The sequence below is a fragment of the Streptomyces sp. NPDC052910 genome (assembly GCF_055585605.1).
The window spans coordinates 374284-400803 of record NZ_JBVJJR010000005.1; the positions used below are offsets into that span (position 1 = coordinate 374284).

The following is a 26520-nucleotide window of genomic DNA, read 5'->3' on the forward strand; positions in this document are numbered from 1 at the left end:
CCACTGACTACCGCACGGAATGAACACGGCTCCCCCTGGTCACGGTGCGTTGAAGTCGGGCATAGACGTCAGGACAACGAAAGGCGGCGTCAAACTCCTATCGTACTTCAGTACAGTTCTGATCCTTTGCACGGGAACGACGCGCGCGTTCATTCCATCTCTTTGCCAGGCCGACCCGGTTTGAGAATTCGGCTTTTTTGCAGCGCTGCGCCCGCTGTCCTCCCCGTTAGGGGCCATGCTGAAAAAGGGTTTGCTCGTGTCCCTCCCCGAAGGCTCGGGCGGCCCCAACCACGCCTTTATGTCGGCTGCATTCCTGTTGATATTGTATTGGGTGAGTCGCTGCGCGGTCTCCATGTCCTTGAACGTCGAGGCTGCCGAGGGTATCGGCTTACCATGGGGCCAGCCCGGCGGCGTCCTCCCGTCCTGCTGATCCCTCAAACGCTGCAATAGCTGCTCATCGGTCTTTCCCACATGCTTGTCCACCGAGTGCCCGCCATTGAGGTACTCATTGCTCGCCAGATCAATACGATAACGCCCCTGGCCCACGTCTGCCGGGTCCGCCCACTTGTGCTCGTGGCGGAAATCGTTCAGCGATCGCGCCCCGAATGCCTCGGCTCGAGCTTCTTCCGACTGGTACGTCGGGAGACTCATAAGCGCCTCGTCCAGAGGACCTTCATGCGCCTCGATCTTCGGCACCAGCTCCCGCAACGCCGCCTCGTATTTTTTCACCGCAGCGTTCAGGGCGGATTCATCGAGGTTGATCGTCATTTCTATACCCAATGCCCGCCCGGCCTTGCCCAGCCCCTTCGCCACGCCTTTGAAGCCACCCGTGAAACCACTGAGGTCCAGTTTCGGCAAAGCATCTCTCACTGCTTTATGGAATATGCTTCTAACTTCCTTGTGCATCTCCCAGGCCGCAACCGCGAACTTCTGCAGTGCGTCACTCATCGTGTCACATGTATCGAAAAGCACAGCCAAGGCCGGGTGACTGGACCCGCCAGCCGACGCACTGTCGTGTTTCCACTGGTAGTTCTCCCTGGAGTTACCCCAAGGAGATGTGCCCCAGATCGCGCTACAGAAGGAGCGCATAGCCCCGTACCATTCAGTATTCGACTGGACGGTGATACTGCTCATAAGTCCTGTAAGAGCGGAGTCGACGTTGGCGAGCGCCTTCCCCGGCTCGAGCCATGCCGCAGAGACCTTTTCCAGTTTCTCGGTGTCGGGCATCGGAAGCACGTCCGCCGCCTTACCCCAGCGCAGCGCGTGATGAGCTATCGGACGCAGTATGGCTTCTGCTACGTGGTCGATTCCGTCGAAGATGTCGGCCAGCAGCCCATCCGAGTCGTCGTCTACCACCCCGTCCCACTTCAGTACCGGAAGGCTTCCATAGTCAGGAACCTGACTGACCACCTGAGGGAGCGGCTTGGTCTGCGGACTTCCTTTGTGAGCGGGGTTCGAGGCGGCGTCCGCCACTGCGTAGTGATTTGCCGTGGCAGTGAAACCGACCGCGGCACCACCCACACTCACAACGCTTTTCGCCCAGACCTTGAGGACCTTTTCACCGATTTTCAGGTAGGCGGCGTTGAACTCGTCAACCGCCTTTCCCGCCCCTCCGACATTCGATTTTCCGTCCAACTCCCTCAGGAACAGCCCCAGTCCTTTCTCCAGTTGCCGTTGCTGGTGGGCCACCTGATCGGATACGCGATACAGATCGGAAGGCTTGACGTGAATTCCCCCGGTCGACGACGGCGAGGTCACCGAGCCCCCCAACCACGGAGAACAGAATGGTGAGCCGAGGAATAGTTAACGTGCCCGGATACGACCACGCCATGCAACCACTTCTGCCTGGCCTGCAAATCTCGCATTGAATCGCTCCATTTATCGAGAGCCTCCACGAAGGCCTCGCGCGTTTCTCCTTCCCAGTTCACGACTACCTTCTCCGTCCGGGCATACAGGGTCTCGAGCTTGCCGTTCATCTCCTTGAGCAAAGCTTCCAGCTCCGCCGATGCGGCGCTCAGGGAGGCGAAATCAACGGATATCGAGTCGTCTTTCACGATCGTCTCCCTCAAGAGAATCTTTTCAGTATGCTCTCACTCGACCGGGAATGCACGCCTTCTGCCATGTCGAGAATACTCCGCTCCCCTTCAGTGGATTTCTGCAGCCGATGCAGCCCACGCAGGGCAGTCAATTCCTGGGCGTTGAATCCGCCCCGGCTCATTTCAACAGCCTTCTCGATGAGGAACAACATCTCCCGAATGCGGTCGACGTCTTCGTTCAGATGCGTCTGGAGATTTTTGTAAGTGCTGCCCGCAGGGCTCCGCCAGCCGGTGCCCATCGAGTCGACCAGCTCATTGAGCCGGGCCCTCTTCTGCTTGAGATACCGCCCCATCTCGGCCAGGTCTGCGCCCAAGTCGGACAGCGCCTCGTCCGATACCGAAAGCCGATCACCACTCACGTCGCGTGCTTCCCTCCTGGCCTCGGATCGAGACCAACCCCTATTGCTGACGTGTACATCCTCATGCCGAGCCCAGAGTCGCTTCTACCACGCGCCGGCGCACCGGGCGACACCCGGCGGTCGCCGGTCTACGATGCGCCCCATGAGCTTTGGGCAGGGGGAGCCGGGCGGGCAGGGGTCCTGGGGGGCCGGGCCGGGTGGGGGGACGCCGGACTGGGCGGCGCTCGCCGCGGACACGGCGGCGCGCGACCGCCGGCGGAAGATGCTGATGATCGGTGGCGGGGTGCTGGCCGCCGGCGGGGTGGCGGCGATCGTGGCCACGGCGATCGTGCGGTCGGACGGCGACGGCGGGAGTGGCGGGGGCGGCCCGAAGAACGCCGCCGGGGCCTCCGCCCCGCCGAGTTCCCCGGGGACGCCCGAGCCCACCTTCGCCCCGGTCGCCCCGCCCCCGCCGCAGGACCCGCGGGCCTTCATCTCCAGTGCGGAGAAGGACAAGGCCCCGCTGACCACCGGCACGCTGTTCCCGGACGCGAAGGCCGTGCTGTCCGGCCGGACGTACCGGCGGACGGCCACCGCGGCCACCGCGGACTGTGCGTCCGTGACCCAGGGCGCCCTGGGGTCCGTCCTGTCGTCCAACGGCTGCCGCCAGGTGCTGCGCGCCACGTACGTGCGTGACGGCGTGGCCGTCACGGTCGGCGTCGCCGTGTTCGACACCAAGGCCGCGGCGGACAAGGCCAAGGCGCAGTCGGCGGGCAACGTCGCCGCGCTGCCGGGCGACGGCGCCGCCGCCTTCTGCCGGGCCACGGCCTGCCGGCTGACCGCCAACGCGGAGGGCCGGTACGCCTACTTCACGGTCGCGGGGAATGCCGACAACCGGCCGGTGTCCGGCGACGACACGGAGTCGCTGGCCGCCGGCCGGGACATCTCGACGTACGCCTTCGGGCGCATCCTGGCCCGGGGGCGGGCCGCGGCGGCCTCCGCGGCGGCTTCCGCCATCACGCACTGACGACGGCCGCCGCGCCATGGGGCCGCCCCGGCCCCTCACCCGGCAGGGGCCCCCGAACGACGGACGGGACCCCCGGCCGACCGCGGACGGAGGCCCGGTGCGTCACACCCGGCGCGTCACACCCGGCGCGTCACAGAAGGCGCGCCAGGGCCGCCTCGGACGGGCTCCCGGCCGGCGCCTGGTACACGATGATCACCTGTTGCCCGGTGCCGCCGACGGTGAGCGCCTGCCTGCGCAGGGCGAGTCCGCCGACGACCGGGTGCGTGAAGCGCTTGAGCTCGTCCCGCGCGGGCCGCGTCTCGTGCCGCGTCCACACACGGCGGAACTCCTCGTCCGCCTCCAGTTCGGCGACCAGGCGGACGGTCCTGGGGTCGCGCGGGTCGGCTTCGGCGCGCAGGGCCGCCGCGGTCTGCGCCGCCACCTCCGCCCAGTCGGGGAAGAGCCGCCGGGACGCCGGGTCGAGGAAGACCGCCCGGACCAGATTCCCACCGGGCTCGTACATCGGGGCGAGCGCGCGGGCCGGTTTGTTCGCCGCCAGCACGTCGAAGTACCGGTTCCGCACGTACGCGGGGCGGTCCGTCCACGCGTCGAGCAGCCGGTGCACGTCCGCCGAGACCTCGGAGGCCCCGGTCCGTGACGGCGGCACGGGAGCGGGAGCGGCGAGGGCGTGCAGGTGGGCGGAGGCGTCGGCGTCCAGCCTCAGCGCCCGCGCGAGGGCGTCCAGCACCTGGGGCGAGGGGTGCCGGTCGACGCCCTGTTCGAGCCGGACCAGGTACGGCTCGCTGATGCCGGCGAGCCGGGCCAGTTCCTCCCGGCGCAGTCCCGGCACCCGGCGTCGTCCGCCCCCGGACACCGCCGTGTCCGCCGGAGCGACCCGTCCGCGCCGGGCCTTGAGGAAATCTCCCAGAAGGTTGTCGGCCGCCATGCCGCGAGGGTAACCCTGTGGGGATGCTGGCTGCCGGGGCGCGGGCGGCGCAGGCTCGAGGTCATGAAGACCTGGTTCATCACCGGCGCGTCCCGCGGCTTCGGCCGTATCTGGGCCGAAGCCGCTCTCGACCGCGGCGACCGCGTCGCCGCCACCGCCCGTGACCCCGAGACCCTGCGGCCTCTCCTGGACGCCCACGGGGACGCTGTCCTCCCCATACGACTCGACGTGACCGACCGCACCGCCGTCACCGCCGCGGTGCGCCGGGCCGCCGGCGCCTTCGGCCGCCTGGACGTGGTCGTCAACAACGCGGGCTACGGCCTGTTCGGCATGGTCGAGGAGACCACCGAGGAGCAGGCCCGCGCCCAGCTCGACACCAACCTGTTCGGCCCGCTGTGGGTGACGCAGGCGGCCCTGCCGTACCTGCGGGCCCAGGGCGGCGGGCACATCCTGCAGGTCTCCAGCCTCGGCGGCCTCGCCGCCTTCCCCACGCTCGGGCTGTACAACGCCTCCAAGTGGGCCCTGGAGGGGATGAGCGAGGCCCTGGCCCAGGAGGTCGCCCCCTTCGGCATCCACGTGACCCTGGTCGAACCCGGCCCCTACGGCACCGACTGGTCGGGGGCCTCCGCGGTGCACACCGAGCCGCTCCCCGCGTACGAACCCGTCCGCGCCGCGCGCCGGGCCGGCGCGTCGGCCCGTACGCCGCAGGACGCGCGAGCCACCGCCGCCGTCGTCCTCGAACTCGTCGACACCGACGCCCCACCCCTGCGGCTCTTCCTCGGCACCTACCCCTATCCGGTCGTCGAGGCGGCCTACCGGAAGCGGCTCGACACGTGGAACGACTGGCGGCACCTCGCGTCCCGTGCGTGACCGGCACGGAGCACCCCGCGGCACCCCGCAGCACCCCGCGGCACCCCGCAGCACCCCGCAGCACCCGGAGTCTCCGCGTGGCACCCGCCGCACGCTGTCACCGGCGTCAGGAACCGCCGCAACGGCTGCAACCGCTGCAACGGCTGGTACAGGACGCCGTGACCACGTGTTCCCAACCCGTCCTTCGTGGACGGGCGGCGAAGCCACGGTCAGGGGGGCTGGGGACGCGATCCCCGGAAACCGGCGAGCGAAGCGAGGGCCGGCCCTCTGGGGGACAGGCCGGGGGCACCCCCTGTCCGGGCGGCCCGCCTACCCCTCGTCCCCCTGCGGCAGCACCCCGGGCCCCCCGCCCTTGTCGTCCCCGTCCCCCGGCCGATGCCCGGCCGCCTCGACCTTGCGCACCTGCGCGGCGACCAGTCGTTCCGGAATCTCCGCCCGTCCGGGGTCGCCCAAGCTGCCGGCGAAGAACATGGACAGCACTTCCCCCGACCGCACCACGGTCATCAGCGTGGGCGCCTCCTCCACCGCGTTGCTGAGCCGGTAGGCCACCGCCTCGTCACCCATCCGGGGCGCCCGTACGGTCTCGACCGCGTCGAACACCTGCCGTTCGCCCTCACCGGTCCGCATCGTGAAGCCGCCCGCGCAGGCCGCCGCCGCGTCCCGCAGCCCGTCGAGGGTGGCGGCCGCCTCGCCGGGCCGGTACTCGGCGACCCGGACGGTGCCGAGCAGGCCCTCGTCGGGGCCCTCCTGTTCGCCGGCGAACGTGGTCACCACCGAGCCGAGCGGCTGCGGCTGCGGGCGGGAGCCGAGGGCCGTGGCCAGCGGCCGGCAGGCGGCGTCGGTGGTGGTGGGTGTGCCGCGGCCGGCCGCCCCCGGCGGCGCCTGCTCGAGCACCAGCCCGGACACCTCGTCCTTCGCCAGCTCGACGCCCCGGAGCCGCTCCGGCCGCCGGTCGCCACCGGCCGTCGCCGGGCCCCCGGTCTCCTCCGTCTCGCCGGGGTCCCCCGGCGCGGGGCCCCGCGCGTCCGCGGACCCCACCGCGCGCTTCCCGTCGTTCCCGTGACCGGCTCCGCCCCCCGCGCAGCCGGTCACCGGCACCAGCATTCCCACCGTCACGACCGCACACAGCGCGGCCGCCGTTCTCGCCTTCACAACCCCCACCCTTCCAGTCGTCCGGGGCCCGGACCCGTCACGCCACACCGGCGTCCCCCCGGTCCGCCGCCCCGCACCCGGCCGCCGGCGGTCCTTCCGGCGTCGGGCCCCCGCGCGGGACGCCACGATCTCTTCGAGCTTCCAGGATGAGCGGACGCCGCCACGATTGACGCACGGGGACATCACAGCGCGAATACGAAATACGAACGGGCGTTCGCATGCGTGCGCCCCGAGGTCACCCCGCGCGCCCCCGGTTCACTCCCGGCACGGCTCCCGCCCGCCACCGCCCGCCGCGTGACAGAGGCCACAATGTAGGCTGCCCAGGCAACCGAACCCCCTGTCAGCGGTCTCAACCGATAGAGACCGGTCGCCCACGACCGGTCCGGCAGGGGACGGACCCCGAGTACCCAGGCCAGGGGGAAGGACGGACGCGACGCCGCCACAGCGCGCCGCGCACACACCGCCATGAAGATCTCTTTCCTGTTGCAGAACGCGTACGGCATCGGCGGCACCATCCGCTCCACGTTCAACGTCGCCAGTGCGCTCGCCGCCCGGCACGACGTGGAGATCGTGTCGACCCTGCGGACCGGCAAGGTCCCCCGGCTGCCGCTCCACCCCAAGGTCAAGCTGGTCAACCTCATCGACACCCGCGAGGACCACGGGGCCGACCGCGACGACCCGCTTCTGTCGCAGGACAGCGCCTACATCCCGCCCAAGGAGGCGAAGGGCGCCCACTTCAGCGCCCTCACCGACCGCCGGGTGGCCGACCACCTCGCCGAGACGGACGCCGACGTCGTCGTCGCCACCCGCCCCGGACTGGTGATGTACCTGGCCGGCTTCGGCCAGGACCGCTACCTGAAGATCGGCCAGGAGCACCGGATCTACGGCACCCACGAGCCGAACATCCGCGCCGCCCAGGACCGCGCCATCCCGCACCTGGACGCCCACACCACCGTCTCCGAGGCGGACGCCCGCACCCACCGCGAGCAGTTCCCCGACGTCAAGACGAAGATCATCTGCATTCCCAACGGCTGCCCGCCCTCCGAGGTCGAGCCCGCCGACCCGGCCACCAAGCTCGTCGTCGCCGCCGGCCGCCTCATCCCGGTCAAGCGCTACGACCTGCTGGTCGCCGCCTGGGCCACCGTGCACGCCAAGCGCCCCGACTGGAACCTGCGGATCTACGGCCGCGGTCCCGAACTGGCCAAGCTCCGTGCCCAGATCGAGCGCCTGGACCTCACGGAAACGATCACCTTGATGGGTGCCCACTCCCCCATCGAGACCGAGTGGGCCAAGGGCTCCATCGCCGCCGTCACCTCCCGCGAGGAGTCGTTCGGCATGACGATCGTGGAGGCCATGAACTGCGGCGTCCCCGTCGTCGCCACCGACTGCCCGCACGGCCCCGGCGAGATCATCACCGACGGCAAGGACGGCCTCCTCGTCCCCGTCGGCGACAGCGAGGGCATCGCCAAGGGCCTGCTCCGGCTGATCGAGGACGACGAGCTGCGCGCCACCATGGGCGCCGCGGCCAGGATTTCGGCCCAGCGCTACGCCCCCGAGCAGATCGCCGACGCCTACGAGAACCTGATCCGCAGCCTCGGCGGCGACACCAGCCCGCGCGCCGCCACCGCGGCCGCCGCGGACAAGAGCGCCCCGCTCGGCCAGAGCCTGCGCCGCACGATCGGCAAGGTCATCCGGCCGCTGCGGCACCGCCCGGTCGCCCAGCCGGCCCGCAAGCCGGTCTCCGAGGCGCTGAAGGAGATAGTCCGCCGACCCCTGAAGGCCACCGCCTCCACCCGCGTCGACGCCGACGGCAACATCGTCGTCTCCGTCGACGGCAAGGGCCTGGCCGGCGACGACCTCTCACTGACCGTCACCCGCCGCAAGGAGGGCAAGCCGGTCAGCGTCCCCCTCGCCACCCCCGCCACTCCGGGCGCGCCCTACACCGCCGTCCTGGACCGCGCCACGCTGCGGCTGGCCGAGGGCCGTTGGGACCTGCACGTCGTCCGCGACGAGGACAAGGCGCGCCGCCGCGTCGTCTCCCACCTCGCCGAGGGCAAGAATCTGCTCGGCCTGGAGCCGCTGCCCGGCTCCCCGTTCACCTGGATGATCGCCTACCCGACGGTCGACGGGTACCTGGCGCTGCGCGCCTGGCACCGCGACGCGCACGCCGAGGCGCTGTCGATCCGGCAGACCGAGACGTCGTTCACCGTCCAAGGCCGCCTGTACGGCACCTCGTTCACCGAGGACACCAAGCCGTTCGTCATCGGCACCCCGCGCTCCGAGTCCGCGGCCGACATCTCGGCCGAGGTCACCGTCCTGGACCCGACGTCCTTCCGCTTCACCCTGCGCCATTCGCAGCTCAAGGCGGCCCGCGGCGACGAGGGCGCGATCTGGGACCTGGCGCTGCGGCTGGCCGGCGACGCCGAGCCGGTGCGGATCGGGCGGATCGTCGGCGACATCGTCGACCGCAACAAGACCGACATCTACCCGACGGTCGGCGGCGTCCGCCCGTACCTCACCGTCAACAGCGACCTGGCCGTCAACTGCCCGGCCGCTGAAGCCAAGTGACGATCTGAAGGCAGCGACGGGCTAGCAGCAACCGGACGGCGAACCGGGGAGCGTGCGCTTGTTGCGCGCTTCCCGGTTGCGGGCCGCGAGCTCGGAGTCGGCCGGGTAGCCGACCTCCTCCAGGGTCAGCCCGTGCGGCTTGACGACGTGCACCGCCGAGTCCCGCACTCCGGCCGCCAGCACCTTCCCCGGCCAGTCCACCGGCCGGTGCCCGTCGCCGACGAACAGCAGCGCGCCGACCAGCGACCGCACCATGTTGTGGCAGAACGCGTCGGCCTTCACGGTCGCGGTGATGACGCCGGACGCGTCCCGCTCCCAGTCGAGCCGCTGGAGCGTACGGATGGTCGTGGCACCCTCGCGCTTCTTGCAGTACGCCGCGAAGTCGTGCTCCCCGACGAGCCGTTCGGCCGCCGCGTTCATCGCGTCGACGTCCAGCGGCCAGTCGTGCCACAGCACGTGCCCGCGCAGCAGCGGGTCCACCCCGGCCGGGTGGTCCACGACGCGGTAGGCGTACCGCCGCCAGATCGCGGAGAAGCGGGCGTTGAACCCGGCGGGCGCCTCCGCGACGCGCCACACCCGCACGTCGTGCGGCAGCCGGCCGGCCAGCCGGCGCAGCAGCTTGTCCTCGTGCTCGGCCCACACCTCGACGGGCACATCGACGTGCGCGACCTGGCCGCGGGCGTGCACCCCGGCGTCCGTGCGGCCGGCGACCGTCAGCTCGTACGTCTCCTTGGACCGCGTCACGGTCCGGATCGCGTCCTCCAGCTCGCCCTGCACCGTGCGCTGACCCTCACGCTGCTTGGCCCAGCCGGAGAAGTCCCTGCCGTCGTACGACAGGTCCAGCCGCACCCGGACACGGCCGGGCTCCACCTCGTCACTCACCGGGTGTTTCCTCTCAGAATGCGGGACGGGCCCGCCCCCGGAAAGGGGCGGGCCCGTCACTGACACGTCAGACGCGTCAGGCGTCCTTCGACTCCTCGGCCGGAGCCTCGGCGGCGGCCTCGGACTCCTTGACCGCACGCTTGGTGGCGGCCTCGGCCTCGGCGACGGTCGCCTTCTTGGCGATCTCGCCCTCGACCAGCTCGATCACGGCCATGGGCGCGTTGTCGCCACGGCGGTTACCGATCTTGGTGATCCGGGTGTAGCCACCCGGACGCTCGGCGTAGCGCGGAGCGATCTCGGTGAAGAGGGTGTGGACGATGCCCTTGTCGGTGATCGTCTGCAGCACCTGGCGACGGTTGTGGATGTCGCCCTTCTTCGCCTTGGTGATCAGGCGCTCCGCGACCGGGCGCAGACGGCGCGCCTTGGCCTCGGTGGTGGTGATGCGGCCGTGCTCGAAGAGCGAGCGGGCGAGGTTCGCCAGCATCAGCTTCTCGTGCGCGGCACCGCCGCCCAGACGGGCACCCTTGGTGGGACGCGGCATGGTGTTTCTCCTTGGTGTCTGCCCCGGCCGTATCAGGTACCGGGGTCAGTATCCGAGCGGGCGGATGCCCGTCGGAGATCCGGGACGCCTCGAAGAGGCGCCCGGAAGGGGCGCGGGGAACTGCGCGACAAGCCACAGCGCGCCCGCACCCAAGATCCGTCCGTCGGACCCGAGCTCTTAGTACTGCTCGGTCTCGACGAAACCCGCATCCGCGTCGTCATCGGCGCCAAAAGCGTCGGCGGCGGCGGTCGGGTCGAAGCCGGGAGGCGAGTCCTTCAGCGCGAGGCCCATACCGGCCAGCTTCGCCTTGACCTCGTCGATCGACTTCGCACCGAAGTTGCGGATGTCGAGCAGGTCGGCCTCGGAGCGGGCGACGAGCTCACCCACGGAGTGGATGCCCTCGCGCTTGAGGCAGTTGTACGACCGAACGGTGAGCTCCAGCTCCTCGATCGGCAGCGCCAGGTCGGCGGCCAGGGCGGCGTCCGTCGGGGACGGGCCCATGTCGATGCCCTCGGCGTCGATGTTGAGCTCGCGGGCCAGACCGAACAGCTCGACCAGGGTCTTGCCGGCGGACGCCATGGCGTCACGCGGGCGCATGGCCTGCTTGGTCTCGACGTCGACGATCAGCTTGTCGAAGTCGGTGCGCTGCTCGACTCGGGTCGCCTCGACCTTGTAGGTGACCTTCAGAACCGGCGAGTAGATGGAGTCGACCGGGATCCGGCCGATCTCCTGGCCCGCCTGCTTGTTCTGGACGGCGGAGACGTAGCCGCGACCGCGCTCGACGGTCAGCTCCATCTCCAGCTTGCCCTTGGCGTTCAGCGTCGCCAGGACCAGGTCGGGGTTGTGCACCTCGACACCGGCCGGCGGGGCGATGTCCGCGGCGGTGACCAGGCCGGGGCCCTGCTTGCGCAGGTACATCACGACCGGCTCGTCGTGCTCCGAGGAGACCACGAGCTGCTTGATGTTGAGGATGAGGTCGGTGACGTCCTCCTTGACGCCCGGCACGGTGGTGAACTCGTGCAGGACACCGTCGATGCGGATGGACGTGACCGCCGCACCCGGGATCGAGGAGAGGAGCGTACGGCGCAGGGAGTTGCCGAGGGTGTAGCCGAAGCCCGGCTCCAGCGGCTCGATCACGAACCGCGAGCGGAACTCGTCGACGACCTCTTCGGTCAGCGAGGGACGCTGAGCGATCAGCATGCGATGAATCCTTCAGTCATGGACACCCACTATTTGATGTCCTGAGGTACTGCAAGGGTACGGGCGGCACGGCCCCGAGGAGCCGTACCGCCCGAACGCCGTGTCAAGCGGCGCGATCACACCAGGGCCCGAAGGCCCCAGGATCAGACGCGGCGACGCTTGGGGGGACGGCAGCCGTTGTGCGGGGTCGGGGTGACGTCCTGGATGGAGCCCACCTCGAGACCGGTCGCCTGGAGCGAACGGATGGCGGTCTCACGGCCGGAGCCCGGACCCTTGACGAAGACGTCGACCTTGCGCATGCCGTGCTCCTGCGCGCGGCGAGCGGCCGACTCGGCGGCCATCTGCGCGGCGAACGGGGTGGACTTGCGCGAGCCCTTGAAGCCGACGTGGCCGGCGGAGGCCCAGGAGATCACGTTGCCGGTCGGGTCCGTGATGGACACGATCGTGTTGTTGAACGTGCTCTTGATGTGCGCGTGGCCGTGAGCGACGTTCTTCTTTTCCTTGCGGCGCACCTTCTTGGCAGCGCCCTGACGACCCTTGGGGGGCATCTCTTACTCCTACAGGGGGAGGTGGTCGGTCCTACAGCGAAGACCGCGTGGTCAAGCGTCCGCTGAGGACTACTTCTTGCCCGGCTTCTTCTTGCCGGCGATGGCGCGACGCGGGCCCTTGCGGGTACGAGCGTTCGTGCTGGTGCGCTGACCGTGGACCGGCAGGCCACGACGGTGACGCAGACCCTGGTAGCAGCCGATCTCGACCTTGCGGCGGATGTCGGCCTGGATCTCGCGACGGAGGTCACCCTCGGTCTTGAGGTTGGCGTCCACGTACTCGCGGATCTTGACCAGGTCCTCTTCGGCCAGGTCACGAACGCGGGTGTTCGGGTTCACACCGGTCGCGGCGAGGGTCGCCTTCGACTGGGTGCGGCCGATACCGAAGACGTAGGTGAGTGCGACCTCCACGCGCTTGTCACGCGGGATGTCGACACCGGAAACGCGTGCCATTGAATGGCTCCAGATGTTCGTCGGAGGTCTTCCACAGGACCGCTCCCAGCCGCCGTCCCCTCCGCCGTGGCGAAGAGTTGGTACGGACTGGGTCCCCGGCCTCCGAAACCGGGGGTGTCGCCCTCCTTGCAGAGAGGGACGGGCCCTGCGTATGTACGTTGCTCGCGTCGCGCGAAGAACTGCGGAGTGCGGTTCGGTGTGCGTCAGCCCTGGCGCTGCTTGTGGCGCAGGTTGTCGCAGATGACCATGACCCGGCCGTGGCGGCGGATCACCTTGCACTTGTCGCAGATCTTCTTGACGCTCGGCTTGACCTTCATGGGATGTGAGGTTCTCCGGGTCAGTGCCACCACCCCGCCGAGGCGGGATGCCGACAAGATCTACTTGTAGCGGTAGACGATCCGTCCGCGCGTCAGGTCGTACGGAGAGAGCTCCACTACGACCCGGTCGTCGGGAAGGATACGGATGTAGTGCATCCGCATCTTGCCGCTGATGTGCGCGAGGACCTTGTGACCGTTCTGGAGCTCCACCTTGAACATGGCGTTCGGCAGAGACTCGATCACGGTGCCCTCAATCTCGATGGCACCTTGCTTCTTGGCCACGCTTCGCCTTTCGAATCGGCTACCTTGATCGACTCCGTGATTCGTACCCCCGCGCGAACGCGGGCATGCGGATACACGAGAGCCGACGCATCAGTCTACGTCAGGGCAACCGGAAAGACTAATCCAGGGGTGCTTGCCCAGCCGCAGTGATCCTTAAGCGGCGGCTACCGCCCCGGAAGCCCCGCCACGGGCCGGGCCCCGGCCCGCCGGGCGGGGTTCCTCCCGACGCTGCGGACCCGACGCCGGCCGCCACCCCGCGGACCGCGCGGCGGCCGCCGCTCAGCCCAGCGGATCCGGCGCCGCCGTCACGCCCAGCTCCGCCAGCTTCGCCTTGCCGCCGTCCACGGCGGTGAGCACCAGCGGCCCGTCCTCCGTCAGGGCGACGGAGTGCTCCCAGTGCGAGGACCAGGTCAGGTCGTCGGTGAGGACCGTCCAGTCGTCCTCCAGGACGTGCGTCCGCGGCGTGCCGAGCGAGACCATCGGCTCGATCGCGATGCAGAAGCCGGGGACCAGCCTCGGCCCGCGGCCCCGCTTGCGGGAGACGTAGTTCAGCAGGTGGGGGTCCATGTGCATCTCGGAGCCGATGCCGTGCCCGCCGTAGTCCTCGATGATCCCGTACTTGCCGGTGGCCGGGCGGGGCTGGCGGCGGATGTACGTCTCGATGGCCCGGGAGACGTCCACCAGCCGGTTGCCGTTCCTCACGGCCGCGATGCCGGCCCACATGGACTCCTCGGTCACCCGGGAGAGCTCCACCAGCTCCGGGGCGTGCCCGGTGCCCACGAAGGCCGTGAAGGCCGCGTCGCCGTGCCAGCCGTCCACGATGGCGCCGGCGTCGATCGAGATGATGTCGCCGTCCTTCAGGACGGTGTCCGCGCTCGGGATGCCGTGCACGACGACCTCGTTCACCGAGGTGCAGATCGTCGCGGGGAAGCCGCCGTAACCGAGGAAGTTCGACTTGGCGCCGTGCTCGGCCAGCACCTTGCGGGCGACGTCGTCCAGGTCCTTGGTGGTCGCGCCGGGGACCGCCGCCTCCCGGGTGGCGGCGTGGATGGCGGCGACGACCAGCCCCGCCTCGCGCATCTTCGCGATCTGGTCCGGGGTCTTGATCTCTACCGCCATGGGGGCCTTCCTCGGCTCGACGACATGTCCTCGAAAACGCGCGGGGAGAGCCGCGCGGAAAAACTGGTCCGGACAACACTACGGCCGCGATACCCGGAGGGCATCGCGGCCGTGCGCCACGGGTGGGTCAGGCGACGTCCCGCGCGGGGAGCGCCTCCATGGCCCGCTGGGTCACCTCGGCGACCTTGCCGAGCGCGGAGATCGTCACCACCAGGCCCTGGGCCTTGTAGTAGTCGATGATCGGCTCGGTCTCGCTGTGGTAGACCTCCAGCCGCTTGCGGACCGTGTCCTCACGGTCGTCGTCGCGCTGGTAGAGCTCGCCGCCGCAGACGTCGCAGACGCCCTCGGTCTGCGAGCGGTTGTAGATCACGTGGAACACATGGCTGCTGTCCGCGCGGCAGATCCGGCGGCCGGCGATCCGCTTGACCACCTCGTCCTCGGGGACCTCCAGGTCCAGGACGGCGTCCAGCTTCAGGCCCTTGCCCTGCAGATACGCGTCCAGCGCCTCGGCCTGGCCGATGTTGCGCGGGAAGCCGTCCAGCAGGAAGCCGCCCGCCGCGTCGTCCTGGTCCATCCGGTCCTCGGCCATCCCGACGGTCACCGAGTCCGGGACCAACTGACCGGCACGCATGTACTCCTGGGCCTCGACACCCAGCGGGGTGCCCTGGCTGATGTTCGCCCGGAAAAGGTCGCCCGTCGAGATGTGCGGGATCGCGAGATTCTTGGCGAGGTACGCGGCCTGCGTACCCTTGCCGGCGCCGGGCGGCCCGACGAGGACGATTCGCATCAGCGGAGGAACCCTTCGTAGTTGCGCTGCTGAAGCTGGCTCTCGATCTGCTTCACCGTCTCCAGACCGACACCCACGATGATCAGGATGCTGGTTCCCCCGAATGGGAAGTTCTGGTTCGCGTTGAGTGTGACCAGCGCCACGGTGGGCACCAGGGCGATCAGGCCCAGGTAGAGAGAGCCCGGCCACGTGATGCGGTTCAGCACGTAGCTCAGGTACTCCGCGGTGGGACGTCCCGCCCGGATGCCCGGGATGAACCCACCATACTTCTTCATGTTGTCTGCAACTTCTTCGGGGTTGAAGGAGATCGCGACGTAGAAGAAGGCGAAGAAAACGATCAGCAGGAAGTAAGTGACCATGTAGATCGGGTGGTCGCCCTTGACCAGGTTCGCCTGGACCCACTGCGCCCAGCCCGAGTCCTTGGAGTCGGTGAACTGCACCAGCAGGGCCGGGATGTAGAGCAGGGACGAGGCGAAAATCACGGGGATGACGCCCGCCTGGTTCACCTTGAGCGGGATGTAGGTCGACGTCCCGCCGTAGGAGCGGCGGCCGATCATGCGCTTCGCGTACTGCACGGGCACGCGGCGCTGTGCCTGCTCGACGAAGACCACGAGGCCGACCATGGCCAGGCCGCAGAGGATGACCAGGCCGAACTCCAGCCAGCCGCCCATCAGCTTGCCCTGGAGCTTGATCGCCCACAGCGCGCTCGGGAACTGCGCGGCGATCGAGGTGAACATCAGGATCGACATGCCGTTGCCGATGCCGCGGTCGGTGACGAGCTCACCGAGCCACATGATCAGCGCGGTGCCGGCGGTCATGGTGATGACCATCGTGATGGTCGTGAAGATCGAGTGGTTGGGCACGATGTCGGACGCGACCGGGCAGTTGCCGAAGAGCGCGCCGTTGCGCGCGACGGCGACCAGGCCGGTGCCCTGGAGCACGGCGAGCGCGATGGTCAGGTAACGCGTGTACTGCGTGATCTTCGCCTGGCCGGACTGCCCTTCCTTCTTCAGGGCTTCCAGCCGGGGGATCACGACCGTGAGGAGCTGCAGGATGATGCTCGCCGTGATGTACGGCATGACCCCCAGCGCGAAGATCGTGATCTGCAGCAGCGCGCCACCACTGAACATGTTCACGAGGCCGAACAGACCCTGACCACTCTTGGCCTGGTCGACGCACGTCTGGACGTTCTGGTAATTGACCCCCGGGATCGGGACCTGCGACCCGAGCCGGTAGAGCACCATGATGCCCAGCGTGAACAGCAGCTTCTTGCGCAGGTCGGGCGTCTTGAACGCCCGGGCGAACGCGGTGAGCACGGTGCCTCCTGCGCCTCTCACGCACCCACGTGAGAGGTAACGGTCTTGAGGATCGACGAATACATATCAGTCATGGCCGTACGGGCACAGTCCGCACGACCCGGGGGTTGGTCGCCCCCATGGGTACAGCAACAGTCCACGCCACCTTACCGGCGACCGTGCCCGGCTAGGAACGACCAACCGGGGATGCCCCTGATGGGACATCCCCGGTTGTCGGATCAACGAACTCAGATGAGTTCGGTGACGGTGCCGCCGGCGGCGGCGATCTTCTCCTTGGCGGAACCGGAGACGGCGTCGACCGTCACCTGGATCGCCACGGAGATCTCGCCCTGGCCCAGGACCTTGACGAGCTCGTTCTTGCGCACCGCGCCCTTGGCGACCAGGTCGGCCACCGTGACCTCGCCACCCTGCGGGTAAAGCGCGGCCAGCTTGTCCAGGTTCACGACCTGGAACTGCTTGTGGGCGGGGTTCTTGAAGCCCTTCAGCTTCGGGAGGCGCATGTGGAGGGGCATCTGCCCGCCCTCGAAGCGCTCCGGAACCTGGTAACGGGCCTTGGTGCCCTTGGTACCACGGCCGGCCGTCTTACCCTTCGACGCCTCACCACGACCGACACGGGTCTTGGCGGTCTTGGCACCGGGGGCCGGACGGAGGTTGTGGACCTTCAGCGGGTTCTGCTCCGCCATGTCAGTCGACCTCCTCGACCGTGACGAGGTGGCGGACGGTCTGCACCATGCCGCGGATCTCGGGACGGTCTTCCTTGACAACCACGTCGTTGATCTTCTTCAGACCGAGCGAACGCAGGGTGTCGCGGTGGTTCTGCTTGCTGCCGATGTAGGACTTGGTCTGCGTGACCTTGAGACGAGCCATTACGCACCCGCCCCCGCACGCGCACGCAGCAGGGCGGCGGGCGCGACGTCCTCGAGCGGCAGACCACGACGGGCGGCGATCTCCTCGGGACGCTGCAGTCCCTTGAGGGCCTCCACCGTGGCGTGCACGATGTTGATCGGGTTCGACGAACCGAGCGACTTCGACAGGATGTCGTGGATGCCGGCGCACTCGAGCACCGCGCGCACCGGGCCACCGGCGATAACACCGGTACCGGGGGACGCGGGCTTGAGCAGGACGACACCGGCCGCCTTCTCGCCCGTGATCGGGTGCGGGACGGTGCCCTGGATCCGGGGGACCTTGAAGAAGTTCTTCTTGGCCTCTTCCACGCCCTTGGCGATGGCAGCCGGAACTTCCTTGGCCTTGCCGTAACCGACACCGACCGTGCCGTCACCGTCGCCCACCACGACCAGCGCGGTGAAGCTGAAGCGGCGACCACCCTTGACAACCTTGGCGACGCGGTTGATCGCGACTACGCGCTCAACGTACGCGGTCTTCTCGGCGGCAGCGCCACCGTCGCGACCCTTCCGGTCCCGCCGCTCGCCGCCACCGGCACCGCTTCCGCGGCGCTGGGGTCCAGCCATTGGAATTACCTCTCTCTGTTACGTCCGCTAGCTCCGGAACCGGGGCTTAGAACTTCAGCCCGGCTTCGCGGGCGGCGTCCGCCAGAGCGGCAATGCGCCCGGCGTACTGGTTGCCACCGCGGTCGAACACGACGGCCTCGACACCGGCGGCCTTGGCACGCTCGGCGACCAGGGCGCCAACCTTCTTGGCCTGGGCGCTCTTGTCACCCTCGCCACCGCGGATCGACGCGTCCAGGGTCGACGCCGACGCCAGGGTGTGACCCTTGATGTCGTCGATGACCTGGGCGGTGATGCCACGGTTGGAGCGCGTGACGACCAGGCGGGGGCGCTCGGCCGTACCGGAGATCCGCTTACGGATGCGGATGTGGCGGCGCTTCGCGGCGGCGCGCTTGTAGGCGTCGCCCTTCGCGATCTTCACACCGTATGCCATGGCTTACTTACCCGCCTTTCCGACCTTGCGGCGGATGACTTCGCCCTCGTACTTGACACCCTTGGCCTTGTACGGGTCGGGCTTCCGCAGCTTGCGGATGTTCGCGGCGACCTCGCCGACCTTCTGCTTGTCGATGCCCTCGACCGTCAGCTTGGTCGGGGACTCCACCTTGAAGGTGATGCCCTCGGGCGCCTCGATCAGGATCGGGTGGCTGTAGCCCAGGGCGAACTCCAGGTTGGAGCCCTTCGCCTGGACGCGGTAACCGACACCGCTGATCTCGAGCTTCTTGCTGTAGCCCTGGGTCACGCCGGTGATCATGTTCGCCACCAGCGTGCGCGACAGACCGTGCAGGGCCTTGTTCTGACGCTCGTCGTTGGGACGGGTGACGTTCAGAACGCCGTCCTCGCCCTTAGCGATCTCGATGGGCGCCGAGATGTCGAGGGAAAGGGAGCCCTTGGGGCCCTTCACCTGGACCGAGCGGCCATCGATGGTGACGTCCACACCAGCGGGAACCTGGATGGGCAGCTTGCCAATACGCGACATTAGCTATTCCTCCGTTCCCGGGTTACCAGACGTAGGCGAGGACTTCCCCACCCACGCCCTTCTTGCTGGCCTGCTGGCCGGTCAGGAGACCGTGGGACGTGGAGATGATCGCCACGCCCAGGCCGCCGAGGACCTTCGGCAGGTTGGTGGACTTTGCGTAGACCCGCAGGCCCGGCTTCGAAATCCGCTTGATGCCCGCGATGGAGCGCTCACGGTTCGGGCCGAACTTCAGCTCGAGGATCAGGGACTTGCCGACCTCGGCGTCCTCGACCTTCCAGCCGGTGATGTAGCCCTCCTGCTGCAGGATCTCGGCGATGTGCGCCTTGATCTTGCTGTGGGGCATGGCCACGGTGTCGTGGTAAGCCGAGTTCGCGTTCCGCAGACGGGTCAGCATGTCTGCGATCGGATCGGTCATGGTCATGTTTGGCCTTCGGCCTCTCTCGCCGGGGTTTCCTATCTGCGCCATCCCTCTCCCCGAGCTTGTCGGAGCGGGTGCGGTGCGGGGACCTACGGCGTAGTAAGCGACGTTATGCGGCCTGCACGTCAGGTGCAGGGCGCGTGCGGTCATGGGCGGCGGGCGCCCAACCCCTCAACTCTACGGGAGAGCCGGGGCGGGTGCCCGCCGTCCACAGGCTTACCGAGAGCCCTGGTTACCCAAGTGGGTAATTACCAGGAGCTCTTGGTCACGCCCGGCAGCTCGCCACGGTGAGCCATCTCACGAAGGCACACGCGGCAGAGGCCGAACTTGCGGTAAACGGAGTGCGGCCGGCCGCAGCGGTTGCAGCGGGTGTACGCGCGGACCGAGAACTTCGGCTTGCGTGCGGCCTTCGCGATCAGAGACTTCTTCGCCATCTCGGTCACGCCTCCTTGAAGGGGAAGCCGAGGTGACGAAGGAGGGCGCGGCCCTCGTCGTCGTTGGTCGCCGTGGTGACCACGGTGATGTCCATACCCCGGACGCGGTCGATCTTGTCCTGGTCGATCTCGTGGAACATGACCTGCTCCGTGAGACCGAAGGTGTAGTTGCCCCGGCCGTCGAACTGCTTCGGGGACAGACCACGGAAGTCGCGGATGCGCGGGAGCGCCAGCGACAGGGTGCGGTCCAGGAACTCCCACATGCGGTCGCCGCGGAGGGTGACGTGGGCACCGATCGGCTGGCCCTCACGCAGCTTGAACTGCGCGATGGACTTGCGGGCCTTGGTCACGGCGGGCTTCTGGCCGGTGATCGTGGTGAGGTCGCGGATGGCGCCCTCGATCAGCTTGGAGTCGCGGGCGGCGTCGCCCACACCCATGTTGACCACGATCTTGGTCAGACCCGGAACCTGCATGATGTTCTCGTACGAGAACTCCTCACGCAGCTTGCCGACGATCTCTTCGCGGTAGCGCTGCTTGAGGCGCGGTGCGTTGGTGGTGGCAGTCATCAGATGTCCTCACCGGTCCGCTTGGCAACGCGGATCTTGTTGCCGTCCTCGTCGAAGCGGTAGCCGACGCGGGTGACGACCTTCTTGCCGTCCTTCTCCACGACGAGCTGAACGTTGCTCACGTGGATGGGGGCCTCGGTCGTGACGATGCCGCCGGTCTTCGAACCACGGGCGGTCTGGCCGGCCTTGGTGTGCTTCTTGACCCGGTTGACACCCTCGACCAGGACGCGGTCCTCGGCGGGCATGGCCTGGATGACCTTGCCCGTCTTGCCCTTGTCCTTGCCGGTGATGACCTGTACCAGGTCGCCCTTCTTGATCTTCATGCTTACAGCACCTCCGGCGCGAGCGAGACGATCTTCATGAACTTCTTCTCGCGCAGCTCTCGGCCCACCGGGCCGAAGATACGGGTGCCGCGGGGGTCACCGTCGTTCTTGAGGATGACGGCCGCGTTCTCGTCGAAGCGGATGTACGAGCCGTCGGGACGGCGGCGCTCCTTGACGGTGCGAACGACGACGGCCTTGACGACGTCGCCCTTCTTCACGTTGCCACCGGGGATCGCGTCCTTGACGGTGGCGACGATGACGTCACCGATGCCCGCGTAGCGGCGACCCGAGCCACCGAGAACACGGATGCAAAGGATCTCCTTGGCACCAGTGTTGTCGGCGACGCGAAGTCGCGACTCCTGCTGGATCACGTCTATCTCCTGATCGTCTGCCGGTTCCCGGCGGGGGCCTCGTCTACGGGGTGCGTATCCGAGGCCCACCGCCGAGCCTGGCGGAACTTACCTGGGGGCTAATGCCCTCAGGTGATTACTTGGCCTTCTCGAGGATCTCGACGACGCGCCAGCGCTTCGTCGCGGACAGCGGCCGGGTCTCCATCAGGAGGACGCGGTCGCCGACACCCGCGGCGTTCTGCTCGTCGTGCGCCTTGAGCTTGTTGGTACGGCGGATGACCTTGCCGTACAGCGCGTGCTTGACGCGGTCCTCGACAGCGACGACGACGGTCTTGTCCATCTTGTCGCTGACGACGAGGCCCTCACGGGTCTTGCGGAAACCGCGCTCGTTCGTCTCAGTCATGTTCTTCTCGCTCATCAGGCGCTCTCCACCGTCTCGATGCCGAGCTCGCGCTCCCGCATCAGGGTGTAGATCCGGGCGATGTCCTTACGGACGGACTTGAGCCGACCGTGGTTCTCAAGCTGCCCGGTCGCCGCCTGGAAGCGGAGGTTGAACAGCTCTTCCTTGGCCTCACGGAGCTTCGCGACGAGGTCCTCGTCGTTCAGCTCACGCAGCTCGGTCGCCTTGATACCAGCGGCCATCACGACTCACCTGCCTCGCGCCGAACAATGCGGCACTTCATCGGAAGCTTGTGAGCGGCGCGGGTCAGCGCCTCACGAGCGACCTTTTCGTTCGGGAAGGACAGCTCGAACATCACCCGACCGGGCTTGACGTTCGCGATCCACCACTCCGGAGAACCCTTACCGGAACCCATGCGGGTCTCGGCCGGCTTCTTCGTCAGCGGACGGTCCGGGTAGATGTTGATCCACACCTTGCCGCCACGCTTGATGTGACGGGTCATGGCGATACGAGCGGACTCGATCTGCCGGTTCGTCACGTAGGCCGGGGTCAGGGCCTGGATGCCGTACTCACCGAACGCGAGCTCGGTGCCACCCTTGGCCATGCCGTTCCGCTTGGGGTGGTGCTGCTTGCGGTGCTTGACCCTGCGAGGGATCAGCATGTCGGTCAGGCCTCCGTTCCGGTGGACTCAGCCGGAGCAGCGGTGGCCTCGGCCTTGGGGGCCTCGGCAGCCTGCTGCGGCTTGCGGCCGCGGCCGCCACGCTCGCCGCCACGGCCACGGGCCGGGCGGTCGCCGGCGCCACGCGACGGGCGGTTGCCCGCACGGGCGGCGGCGTTCTCGGCGCGGACCTCGGCGATGTTCTTGACGTCGCCCTTGTAGATCCAGACCTTCACGCCGATGCGGCCGAAGGTGGTCTTGGCCTCGAAGAAGCCGTAGTCGACGTTCGCGCGGAGCGTGTGCAGGGGCACACGGCCCTCGCGGTAGAACTCCGAGCGGGACATCTCGGCGCCGCCGAGACGGCCACCGCACTGGATCTTGATGCCCTTGGCGCCGGCCTTCATCGTCGACTGCATGCTCTTGCGCATGGCGCGACGGAAGGAGACGCGGGAGGAGAGCTGCTCGGCGACGGCCTGGGCCACGAGCTGAGCGTCCACCTCGGGGTTCTTGACCTCGAGGATGTTGAGCTGGACCTGCTTGCCGGTCAGCTTCTCCAGCTCGCCGCGGATGCGGTCGGCCTCGGCGCCGCGGCGGCCGATGACGATGCCCGGACGAGCGGTGTGGATGTCGACGCGGACGCGGTCGCGGGTGCGCTCGATCTCGACCTTCGAGATACCGGCGCGCTCCATGCCCTTCGTCATCATGCGACGAATGGCGACGTCTTCCTTGACGTAGTCCTTGTACAGCTTGTCGGCGTACCAGCGGGACTTGAAGTCCGTGGTGATGCCGAGGCGGAACCCGTGCGGGTTAACCTTCTGGCCCATTACCGGGTTCCTTCCTTGCTGCTGACGACCACGGTGATGTGGCTGGTCCGCTTGCGGATCCGGTAGGCGCGGCCCTGGGCGCGCGGACGGAACCGCTTCAGGGTCGGGCCCTCGTCGACGTAGGCCTCGGAGATGTAGAGGCTGTCGACGTCAGAGTGGTCGTAGTTGTGCGCGGCGTTGGCAATGGCGCTGTCCAGCACCTTGCCGACCGGCACGCTCGCGGCCTGCGGGGCGAAACGCAGGACCGCCTGAGCCTCCGTGGCGTCCATGCCACGGATGAGGTCCACCACGCGGCGGGCCTTCATGGGCGTGACGCGGATGTACCGCGCCTGGGCCCTGGCTTCCATGGTTGTCCCTTCGGTGTCAGTCATAGTCGTTCACACCCCGCCTTAGCGGCGCTTCGACTTGCGGTCGTCCTTGACGTGGCCGCGGAAGGTGCGGGTCGGCGAGAACTCGCCGAGCTTGTGGCCGACCATCGACTCGGTGACGAACACCGGGACGTGCGTCTTGCCGTTGTGCACCGCGAGCGTGTGGCCGAGCATGGCCGGCACGATCATGGAGCGACGGGACCAGGTCTTGATGACGTTCTTGGTACCGGCTTCGTTCTGGGCGTCCACCTTCTTGATGAGGTGTCCGTCGACGAAGGGTCCCTTCTTGAGACTACGCGGCATCTAAACCCGCTCCCTAGCGCTTCTTGTTCGTCTTGCGGCGGCGGACGATGTACTTGTTGCTCGCCTTCTTGGGAGAACGAGTACGACCCTCCTTCTGACCCCACGGGGAGACCGGGTGGCGACCACCGGAGGTCTTGCCCTCACCACCACCGTGCGGGTGGTCGACCGGGTTCATCGCGACACCGCGGACGGTCGGGCGGACGCCCTTCCAGCGCATGCGGCCGGCCTTGCCCCAGTTGATGTTCGACTGCTCGGCGTTGCCGACCTCGCCGACGGTGGCGCGGCAGCGCACGTCGACCAGGCGGATCTCACCGGACGGCATACGAAGGTGGGCCATCGTGCCCTCCTTCGCCAGGAGCTGCACGGAGGAACCGGCGGAGCGGGCGATCTTCGCGCCGCCACCGGGACGCAGCTCGATGGCGTGGATGGTCGTACCGACCGGGATGTTGCGCAGCGGCAGGTTGTTGCCCGGCTTGATGTCGGCCCCGGGGCCATTCTCAATGCGGTCACCCTGGCCGAGGCCACGCGGCGCGATGATGTAGCGCTTCTCGCCGTCCACGTAGTGGAGCAGCGCGATGCGCGCGGTGCGGTTGGGGTCGTACTCGATGTGAGCGACCTTGGCCGGCACGCCGTCCTTGTCGTGACGACGGAAGTCGATCACGCGGTAGGCGCGCTTGTGGCCACCGCCCTGGTGGCGGACGGTCACACGACCGGCGTTGTTACGGCCGCCCTTGCTGTGCAGCGGGCGGACCAGCGACTTCTCCGGCGTGGACCGCGTGATCTCGACAAAGTCGGCGACGCTGGAGCCACGACGGCCCGGGGTCGTCGGCTTGTACTTGCGGATACCCATTTCTCAGTCCTCGTCCGATTCCGGACGACTCGGACTCCGTTAGGAGACCGGGCCGCCGAAGATGTCGATACGGTCGCCCTCGGCGAGGGTCACGATGGCGCGCTTGGTGTTGGCGCGCTTGCCGAAACCGGTCTTGGTGCGCTTGCGCTTACCCTGACGGTTGATCGTGTTGACCCCGGTGACCTTGACCGAGAAGACCGCCTCGACGGCCTGCTTGATCTGGGTCTTGTTGGCGCGCGGGTCGACGATGAACGTGTACTTGTTCTCGTCCAGCAGCGCGTAGCTCTTCTCGGAGACGACCGGCTTGACCAGGAGGTCGCGCGGGTCCGAGAACGTCTTGCTGGTGACGACGGCCTCAGTCATCAGGCTTCGCTCCCTTCAGCGGCCTTGGGGCCAGACACGAAGGACTCGAAAGCGGCCTGGGTGAAGACCACGTCGTCGGAGACGAGCACGTCATACGTGTTGAGCTGGCCCGGCTCCAGGATGTGCACCTGGGGCAGGTTGCGCGCGGAGAGCCACGCGGCCTCGTCGGAGCGCTCGGCGACCAGGAGCACGTTCTTGCGCTCGGAGATCTTGCCGAACAGGCTCTTGGCGGCCTTGGTGGACACCGCGCCGTCGACCACGCCGGAGACGACGTGGATACGGCTGTGGCGTGCCCGGTCGGAGAGGGCGCCACGCAGAGCGGCGACCTTCATCTTCTTCGGGGTCCGCTGCGAGTAGTCACGCGGCACGGGACCGTGCACGACGCCACCACCGGCGAACTGCGGCGCGCGGGTCGAACCCTGACGGGCGCGACCGGTGCCCTTCTGGCGGTACGGCTTCTTGCCACCGCCGCGGACCTCGCCACGAGTCTTGGTCTTGTGCGTGCCCTGGCGGGCAGCGGCCAGCTGCGCGACGACGACCTGGTGGATCAGCGGAACGCTGACCTTCGCGTCGAAGATCTCCGTGGGGAGCTCGACGGTCCCGGCCTTGTCGCCTGCCGGCGAAAGGATGTCAATGGTGCTCATCGGTTACCTCAGGCCCCCTTGGCCGCGGTACGGACCAGGACGAGGCCGCCGTTCGGACCAGGAACCGCGCCCTTGATGAGGAGCAGGCCCTTCTCCGCGTCAACGGCGTGGACGGTCAGGTTCTGGGTGGTGACCCGCTCGTTGCCCATGCGGCCCGCCATGCGGAGGCCCTTGAACACACGGCCCGGGGTGGCGCAGCCACCGATCGAACCGGGGGAGCGGTGCTTGCGCTGGGTGCCGTGCCCGGCGCCGAGGCCACGGAAGTTGTGGCGCTTCATGACACCGGCGAAGCCCTTGCCCTTGCTCTTGCCCGTGACGTCGACCTTGACGCCGGCCTCGAACACGTCCGCGGTGATCTCCTGGCCGAGCGTGTACTCGGCGGCGTCGGAGGTGCGGATCTCCACCATGTGGCGGCGGGGGGTCACGTCGGCCTTGGCGAAGTGGCCCTTGAGGGGCTTGTTCACCTTGCGCGGGTCGATCTCGCCGAAGGCGATCTGGACCGACTCGTAGCCGTCGGCGTCGTTGGTGCGGACCTGCGTGACAACGCAGGGACCGGCCTTGACAACGGTGACCGGGACGACACGGTTGTTCTCGTCCCAGACCTGCGTCATGCCGAGCTTCTCGCCCAGGACGCCCTTGATCTGCTTAGCCATCTCGCGCGTCACCTCAGAGCTTGATCTCGATGTCGACGCCCGCCGGCAGGTCGAGGCGCATGAGCGAGTCAACCGTCTTCGGCGTGGGGTCGAGGATGTCGATGAGGCGCTTGTGCGTGCGCATCTCGAAGTGCTCGCGCGAGTCCTTGTACTTGTGCGGCGACTTGATGACGCAGTACACGTTCTTCTCAGTGGGCAGCGGCACCGGGCCCGCGACCGACGCACCAGTGCGGGTCACCGTCTCGACGATCTTCTTCGCCGAGGAGTCGATGACCTCGTGGTCGTAGGCCTTGAGCCGGATGCGGATCTTCTGTCCCGCCATGGCTACTTCGTAGTCCTGTCTCTCGTAACGCTCTGGGACTCGGCGAGCTGTGCGATCACCTGCGGCGCAAGCCCGCGGGAAGACACGGCCCCTCCCCGCTCCACCTCCGACCCACGCGGTCGGGCGTGTCGCGCCCCTTCCAGCAGATCTCCCAAAGGGAGATCCCTGCTCAAGGGGTTCGTGG

General features: G+C 68.2%; 39 protein-coding genes. 3 read left to right on the forward strand and 36 right to left on the reverse strand.

Annotated elements, in window-relative coordinates:
- Positions 1-39: 39 nt before the first annotated feature.
- Genes ACZ6X9_RS20750 through ACZ6X9_RS20760 form a run of 3 tightly spaced genes read right to left on the reverse strand, consistent with a single transcriptional unit; the run spans position 40 to position 2455 of the window.
- A complete protein-coding gene (locus tag ACZ6X9_RS20750) occupies positions 40-1758 on the reverse strand; it encodes an RNase A-like domain-containing protein (RefSeq protein WP_469779461.1) in 1719 nt (572 codons plus the stop codon).
- Complete coding sequence (locus ACZ6X9_RS20755) at positions 1755-2054, reverse strand: WXG100 family type VII secretion target (protein ID WP_469779462.1); 300 nt, start codon at positions 2052-2054, stop codon at positions 1755-1757. The genes ACZ6X9_RS20750 and ACZ6X9_RS20755 overlap by 4 nt, the downstream gene beginning before the upstream one ends.
- A gap of 11 nt (positions 2055-2065) precedes the next feature.
- Positions 2066-2455, reverse strand: a complete 390-nt coding sequence (locus ACZ6X9_RS20760; protein WP_469779463.1) for a WXG100 family type VII secretion target — start codon at positions 2453-2455, stop codon at positions 2066-2068.
- 142 nt (positions 2456-2597) lie between these two features.
- On the opposite strand from ACZ6X9_RS20760, the gene ACZ6X9_RS20765 reads away from it, so the two are divergent.
- Entirely contained in the window at positions 2598-3461 is an 864-nt protein-coding gene (locus ACZ6X9_RS20765) for a hypothetical protein (RefSeq protein ID WP_469779464.1), read from the forward strand.
- Positions 3462-3591: 130 nt separating this feature from the next.
- Here ACZ6X9_RS20765 and ACZ6X9_RS20770 read toward each other — a convergent pair whose 3' ends face one another.
- Positions 3592-4386: a helix-turn-helix domain-containing protein gene (locus ACZ6X9_RS20770; protein WP_469779465.1), complete on the reverse strand. Its 795-nt coding sequence runs from the start codon at positions 4384-4386 to the stop codon at positions 3592-3594.
- Between the two features lie 63 nt (positions 4387-4449).
- Between ACZ6X9_RS20770 and ACZ6X9_RS20775 the strand changes: the two genes are divergently transcribed.
- Positions 4450-5256 carry an SDR family oxidoreductase gene (locus tag ACZ6X9_RS20775; RefSeq protein WP_469779466.1) on the forward strand — a complete coding sequence of 269 codons (807 nt, stop codon included), beginning with the start codon at positions 4450-4452 and terminating at the stop codon, positions 5254-5256.
- Between the two features lie 309 nt (positions 5257-5565).
- Here the strand turns inward: ACZ6X9_RS20775 and ACZ6X9_RS20780 are convergent, their stop codons facing one another.
- Complete coding sequence (locus tag ACZ6X9_RS20780; protein ID WP_469779467.1) at positions 5566-6408, reverse strand: hypothetical protein; 843 nt, start codon at positions 6406-6408, stop codon at positions 5566-5568.
- Positions 6409-6873: 465 nt separating this feature from the next.
- On the opposite strand from ACZ6X9_RS20780, the gene ACZ6X9_RS20785 reads away from it, so the two are divergent.
- Positions 6874-8976, forward strand: coding sequence for a glycosyltransferase (locus tag ACZ6X9_RS20785; RefSeq protein WP_469779468.1), 2103 nt, complete (start codon positions 6874-6876; stop codon positions 8974-8976).
- A 21-nt stretch (positions 8977-8997) separates the two neighbouring features.
- Here the strand turns inward: ACZ6X9_RS20785 and truA are convergent, their stop codons facing one another.
- The 31 genes from truA to rpsJ all read right to left on the reverse strand — a co-directional run bounded on the left by truA (position 8998) and on the right by rpsJ (position 26336).
- On the reverse strand, positions 8998-9858 hold the full coding sequence (gene truA / locus ACZ6X9_RS20790) for a tRNA pseudouridine(38-40) synthase TruA (RefSeq protein ID WP_469779469.1): 861 nt from the start codon (positions 9856-9858) through the stop codon (positions 8998-9000).
- Positions 9859-9934: 76 nt separating this feature from the next.
- Positions 9935-10399: a 50S ribosomal protein L17 gene (rplQ, locus tag ACZ6X9_RS20795; RefSeq protein ID WP_223769824.1), complete on the reverse strand. Its 465-nt coding sequence runs from the start codon at positions 10397-10399 to the stop codon at positions 9935-9937.
- Between the two features lie 177 nt (positions 10400-10576).
- Entirely contained in the window at positions 10577-11599 is a 1023-nt protein-coding gene (locus ACZ6X9_RS20800) for a DNA-directed RNA polymerase subunit alpha (RefSeq protein ID WP_030209023.1), read from the reverse strand.
- 143 nt (positions 11600-11742) lie between these two features.
- Positions 11743-12147 (reverse strand): 30S ribosomal protein S11, encoded by a 405-nt coding sequence (gene rpsK, locus ACZ6X9_RS20805; protein WP_003948617.1) that lies wholly within the window; start codon positions 12145-12147, stop codon positions 11743-11745.
- Between the two features lie 69 nt (positions 12148-12216).
- The gene (rpsM, locus tag ACZ6X9_RS20810) at positions 12217-12597 is read right to left on the reverse strand and encodes a 30S ribosomal protein S13 (protein ID WP_004946638.1); all 381 of its coding nucleotides are present in this window, start codon (positions 12595-12597) and stop codon (positions 12217-12219) included.
- Between the two features lie 203 nt (positions 12598-12800).
- Positions 12801-12914 carry a 50S ribosomal protein L36 gene (rpmJ, locus tag ACZ6X9_RS20815; RefSeq protein ID WP_003956441.1) on the reverse strand — a complete coding sequence of 38 codons (114 nt, stop codon included), beginning with the start codon at positions 12912-12914 and terminating at the stop codon, positions 12801-12803.
- Between the two features lie 60 nt (positions 12915-12974).
- Positions 12975-13196 (reverse strand): translation initiation factor IF-1, encoded by a 222-nt coding sequence (gene infA / locus ACZ6X9_RS20820; RefSeq protein WP_003956442.1) that lies wholly within the window; start codon positions 13194-13196, stop codon positions 12975-12977.
- A gap of 279 nt (positions 13197-13475) precedes the next feature.
- Complete coding sequence (gene map, locus ACZ6X9_RS20825) at positions 13476-14315, reverse strand: type I methionyl aminopeptidase (protein ID WP_469779470.1); 840 nt, start codon at positions 14313-14315, stop codon at positions 13476-13478.
- Positions 14316-14442: 127 nt separating this feature from the next.
- On the reverse strand, positions 14443-15102 hold the full coding sequence (locus ACZ6X9_RS20830) for an adenylate kinase (RefSeq protein ID WP_469779471.1): 660 nt from the start codon (positions 15100-15102) through the stop codon (positions 14443-14445).
- Positions 15102-16418, reverse strand: coding sequence for a preprotein translocase subunit SecY (gene secY, locus ACZ6X9_RS20835; protein ID WP_469779636.1), 1317 nt, complete (start codon positions 16416-16418; stop codon positions 15102-15104). The genes ACZ6X9_RS20830 and secY overlap by 1 nt, the downstream gene beginning before the upstream one ends.
- A gap of 227 nt (positions 16419-16645) precedes the next feature.
- Positions 16646-17101 (reverse strand): 50S ribosomal protein L15, encoded by a 456-nt coding sequence (rplO, locus tag ACZ6X9_RS20840; protein WP_185943965.1) that lies wholly within the window; start codon positions 17099-17101, stop codon positions 16646-16648.
- 1 nt (position 17102) lies between these two features.
- The gene (rpmD, locus tag ACZ6X9_RS20845; protein ID WP_171169730.1) at positions 17103-17285 is read right to left on the reverse strand and encodes a 50S ribosomal protein L30; all 183 of its coding nucleotides are present in this window, start codon (positions 17283-17285) and stop codon (positions 17103-17105) included.
- Positions 17285-17887 (reverse strand): 30S ribosomal protein S5, encoded by a 603-nt coding sequence (gene rpsE, locus ACZ6X9_RS20850; protein WP_190066381.1) that lies wholly within the window; start codon positions 17885-17887, stop codon positions 17285-17287. The genes rpmD and rpsE overlap by 1 nt, the downstream gene beginning before the upstream one ends.
- A gap of 46 nt (positions 17888-17933) precedes the next feature.
- The gene (gene rplR / locus ACZ6X9_RS20855) at positions 17934-18317 is read right to left on the reverse strand and encodes a 50S ribosomal protein L18 (protein WP_004946663.1); all 384 of its coding nucleotides are present in this window, start codon (positions 18315-18317) and stop codon (positions 17934-17936) included.
- A gap of 3 nt (positions 18318-18320) precedes the next feature.
- On the reverse strand, positions 18321-18860 hold the full coding sequence (rplF, locus tag ACZ6X9_RS20860) for a 50S ribosomal protein L6 (protein WP_469779472.1): 540 nt from the start codon (positions 18858-18860) through the stop codon (positions 18321-18323).
- 22 nt (positions 18861-18882) lie between these two features.
- The gene (rpsH, locus tag ACZ6X9_RS20865) at positions 18883-19281 is read right to left on the reverse strand and encodes a 30S ribosomal protein S8 (RefSeq protein WP_004946667.1); all 399 of its coding nucleotides are present in this window, start codon (positions 19279-19281) and stop codon (positions 18883-18885) included.
- Between the two features lie 245 nt (positions 19282-19526).
- Positions 19527-19712, reverse strand: a complete 186-nt coding sequence (locus ACZ6X9_RS20870; protein ID WP_004946670.1) for a type Z 30S ribosomal protein S14 — start codon at positions 19710-19712, stop codon at positions 19527-19529.
- Between the two features lie 5 nt (positions 19713-19717).
- Positions 19718-20278 (reverse strand): 50S ribosomal protein L5, encoded by a 561-nt coding sequence (gene rplE / locus ACZ6X9_RS20875; RefSeq protein ID WP_344031017.1) that lies wholly within the window; start codon positions 20276-20278, stop codon positions 19718-19720.
- On the reverse strand, positions 20278-20601 hold the full coding sequence (rplX, locus tag ACZ6X9_RS20880; protein WP_004946679.1) for a 50S ribosomal protein L24: 324 nt from the start codon (positions 20599-20601) through the stop codon (positions 20278-20280). The genes rplE and rplX overlap by 1 nt, the downstream gene beginning before the upstream one ends.
- A gap of 2 nt (positions 20602-20603) precedes the next feature.
- Positions 20604-20972, reverse strand: coding sequence for a 50S ribosomal protein L14 (rplN, locus tag ACZ6X9_RS20885; protein WP_004946682.1), 369 nt, complete (start codon positions 20970-20972; stop codon positions 20604-20606).
- A 115-nt stretch (positions 20973-21087) separates the two neighbouring features.
- Positions 21088-21369 carry a 30S ribosomal protein S17 gene (gene rpsQ, locus ACZ6X9_RS20890; protein ID WP_004950457.1) on the reverse strand — a complete coding sequence of 94 codons (282 nt, stop codon included), beginning with the start codon at positions 21367-21369 and terminating at the stop codon, positions 21088-21090.
- Entirely contained in the window at positions 21369-21593 is a 225-nt protein-coding gene (rpmC, locus tag ACZ6X9_RS20895; RefSeq protein ID WP_030368408.1) for a 50S ribosomal protein L29, read from the reverse strand. Before rpmC ends, rpsQ begins: the two co-directional genes overlap by 1 nt.
- Positions 21593-22012, reverse strand: coding sequence for a 50S ribosomal protein L16 (gene rplP / locus ACZ6X9_RS20900; RefSeq protein WP_106677952.1), 420 nt, complete (start codon positions 22010-22012; stop codon positions 21593-21595). The genes rpmC and rplP overlap by 1 nt, the downstream gene beginning before the upstream one ends.
- 5 nt (positions 22013-22017) lie before the next feature.
- Positions 22018-22833, reverse strand: coding sequence for a 30S ribosomal protein S3 (gene rpsC / locus ACZ6X9_RS20905; RefSeq protein WP_469779473.1), 816 nt, complete (start codon positions 22831-22833; stop codon positions 22018-22020).
- A complete protein-coding gene (rplV, locus tag ACZ6X9_RS20910; RefSeq protein ID WP_004950444.1) occupies positions 22833-23180 on the reverse strand; it encodes a 50S ribosomal protein L22 in 348 nt (115 codons plus the stop codon). The genes rpsC and rplV overlap by 1 nt, the downstream gene beginning before the upstream one ends.
- A gap of 42 nt (positions 23181-23222) precedes the next feature.
- Positions 23223-23504 carry a 30S ribosomal protein S19 gene (rpsS, locus tag ACZ6X9_RS20915; RefSeq protein WP_004950443.1) on the reverse strand — a complete coding sequence of 94 codons (282 nt, stop codon included), beginning with the start codon at positions 23502-23504 and terminating at the stop codon, positions 23223-23225.
- Positions 23505-23517: 13 nt separating this feature from the next.
- Positions 23518-24354, reverse strand: coding sequence for a 50S ribosomal protein L2 (rplB, locus tag ACZ6X9_RS20920; protein WP_004950440.1), 837 nt, complete (start codon positions 24352-24354; stop codon positions 23518-23520).
- A gap of 39 nt (positions 24355-24393) precedes the next feature.
- On the reverse strand, positions 24394-24717 hold the full coding sequence (gene rplW, locus ACZ6X9_RS20925) for a 50S ribosomal protein L23 (RefSeq protein ID WP_058046827.1): 324 nt from the start codon (positions 24715-24717) through the stop codon (positions 24394-24396).
- Complete coding sequence (rplD, locus tag ACZ6X9_RS20930; RefSeq protein ID WP_469779474.1) at positions 24717-25361, reverse strand: 50S ribosomal protein L4; 645 nt, start codon at positions 25359-25361, stop codon at positions 24717-24719. The genes rplW and rplD overlap by 1 nt, the downstream gene beginning before the upstream one ends.
- An 8-nt stretch (positions 25362-25369) precedes the next feature.
- Positions 25370-26014: a 50S ribosomal protein L3 gene (gene rplC, locus ACZ6X9_RS20935; protein ID WP_185943962.1), complete on the reverse strand. Its 645-nt coding sequence runs from the start codon at positions 26012-26014 to the stop codon at positions 25370-25372.
- A gap of 13 nt (positions 26015-26027) precedes the next feature.
- Positions 26028-26336 carry a 30S ribosomal protein S10 gene (gene rpsJ, locus ACZ6X9_RS20940; protein ID WP_003948644.1) on the reverse strand — a complete coding sequence of 103 codons (309 nt, stop codon included), beginning with the start codon at positions 26334-26336 and terminating at the stop codon, positions 26028-26030.
- Positions 26337-26520: the final 184 nt, after the last annotated feature.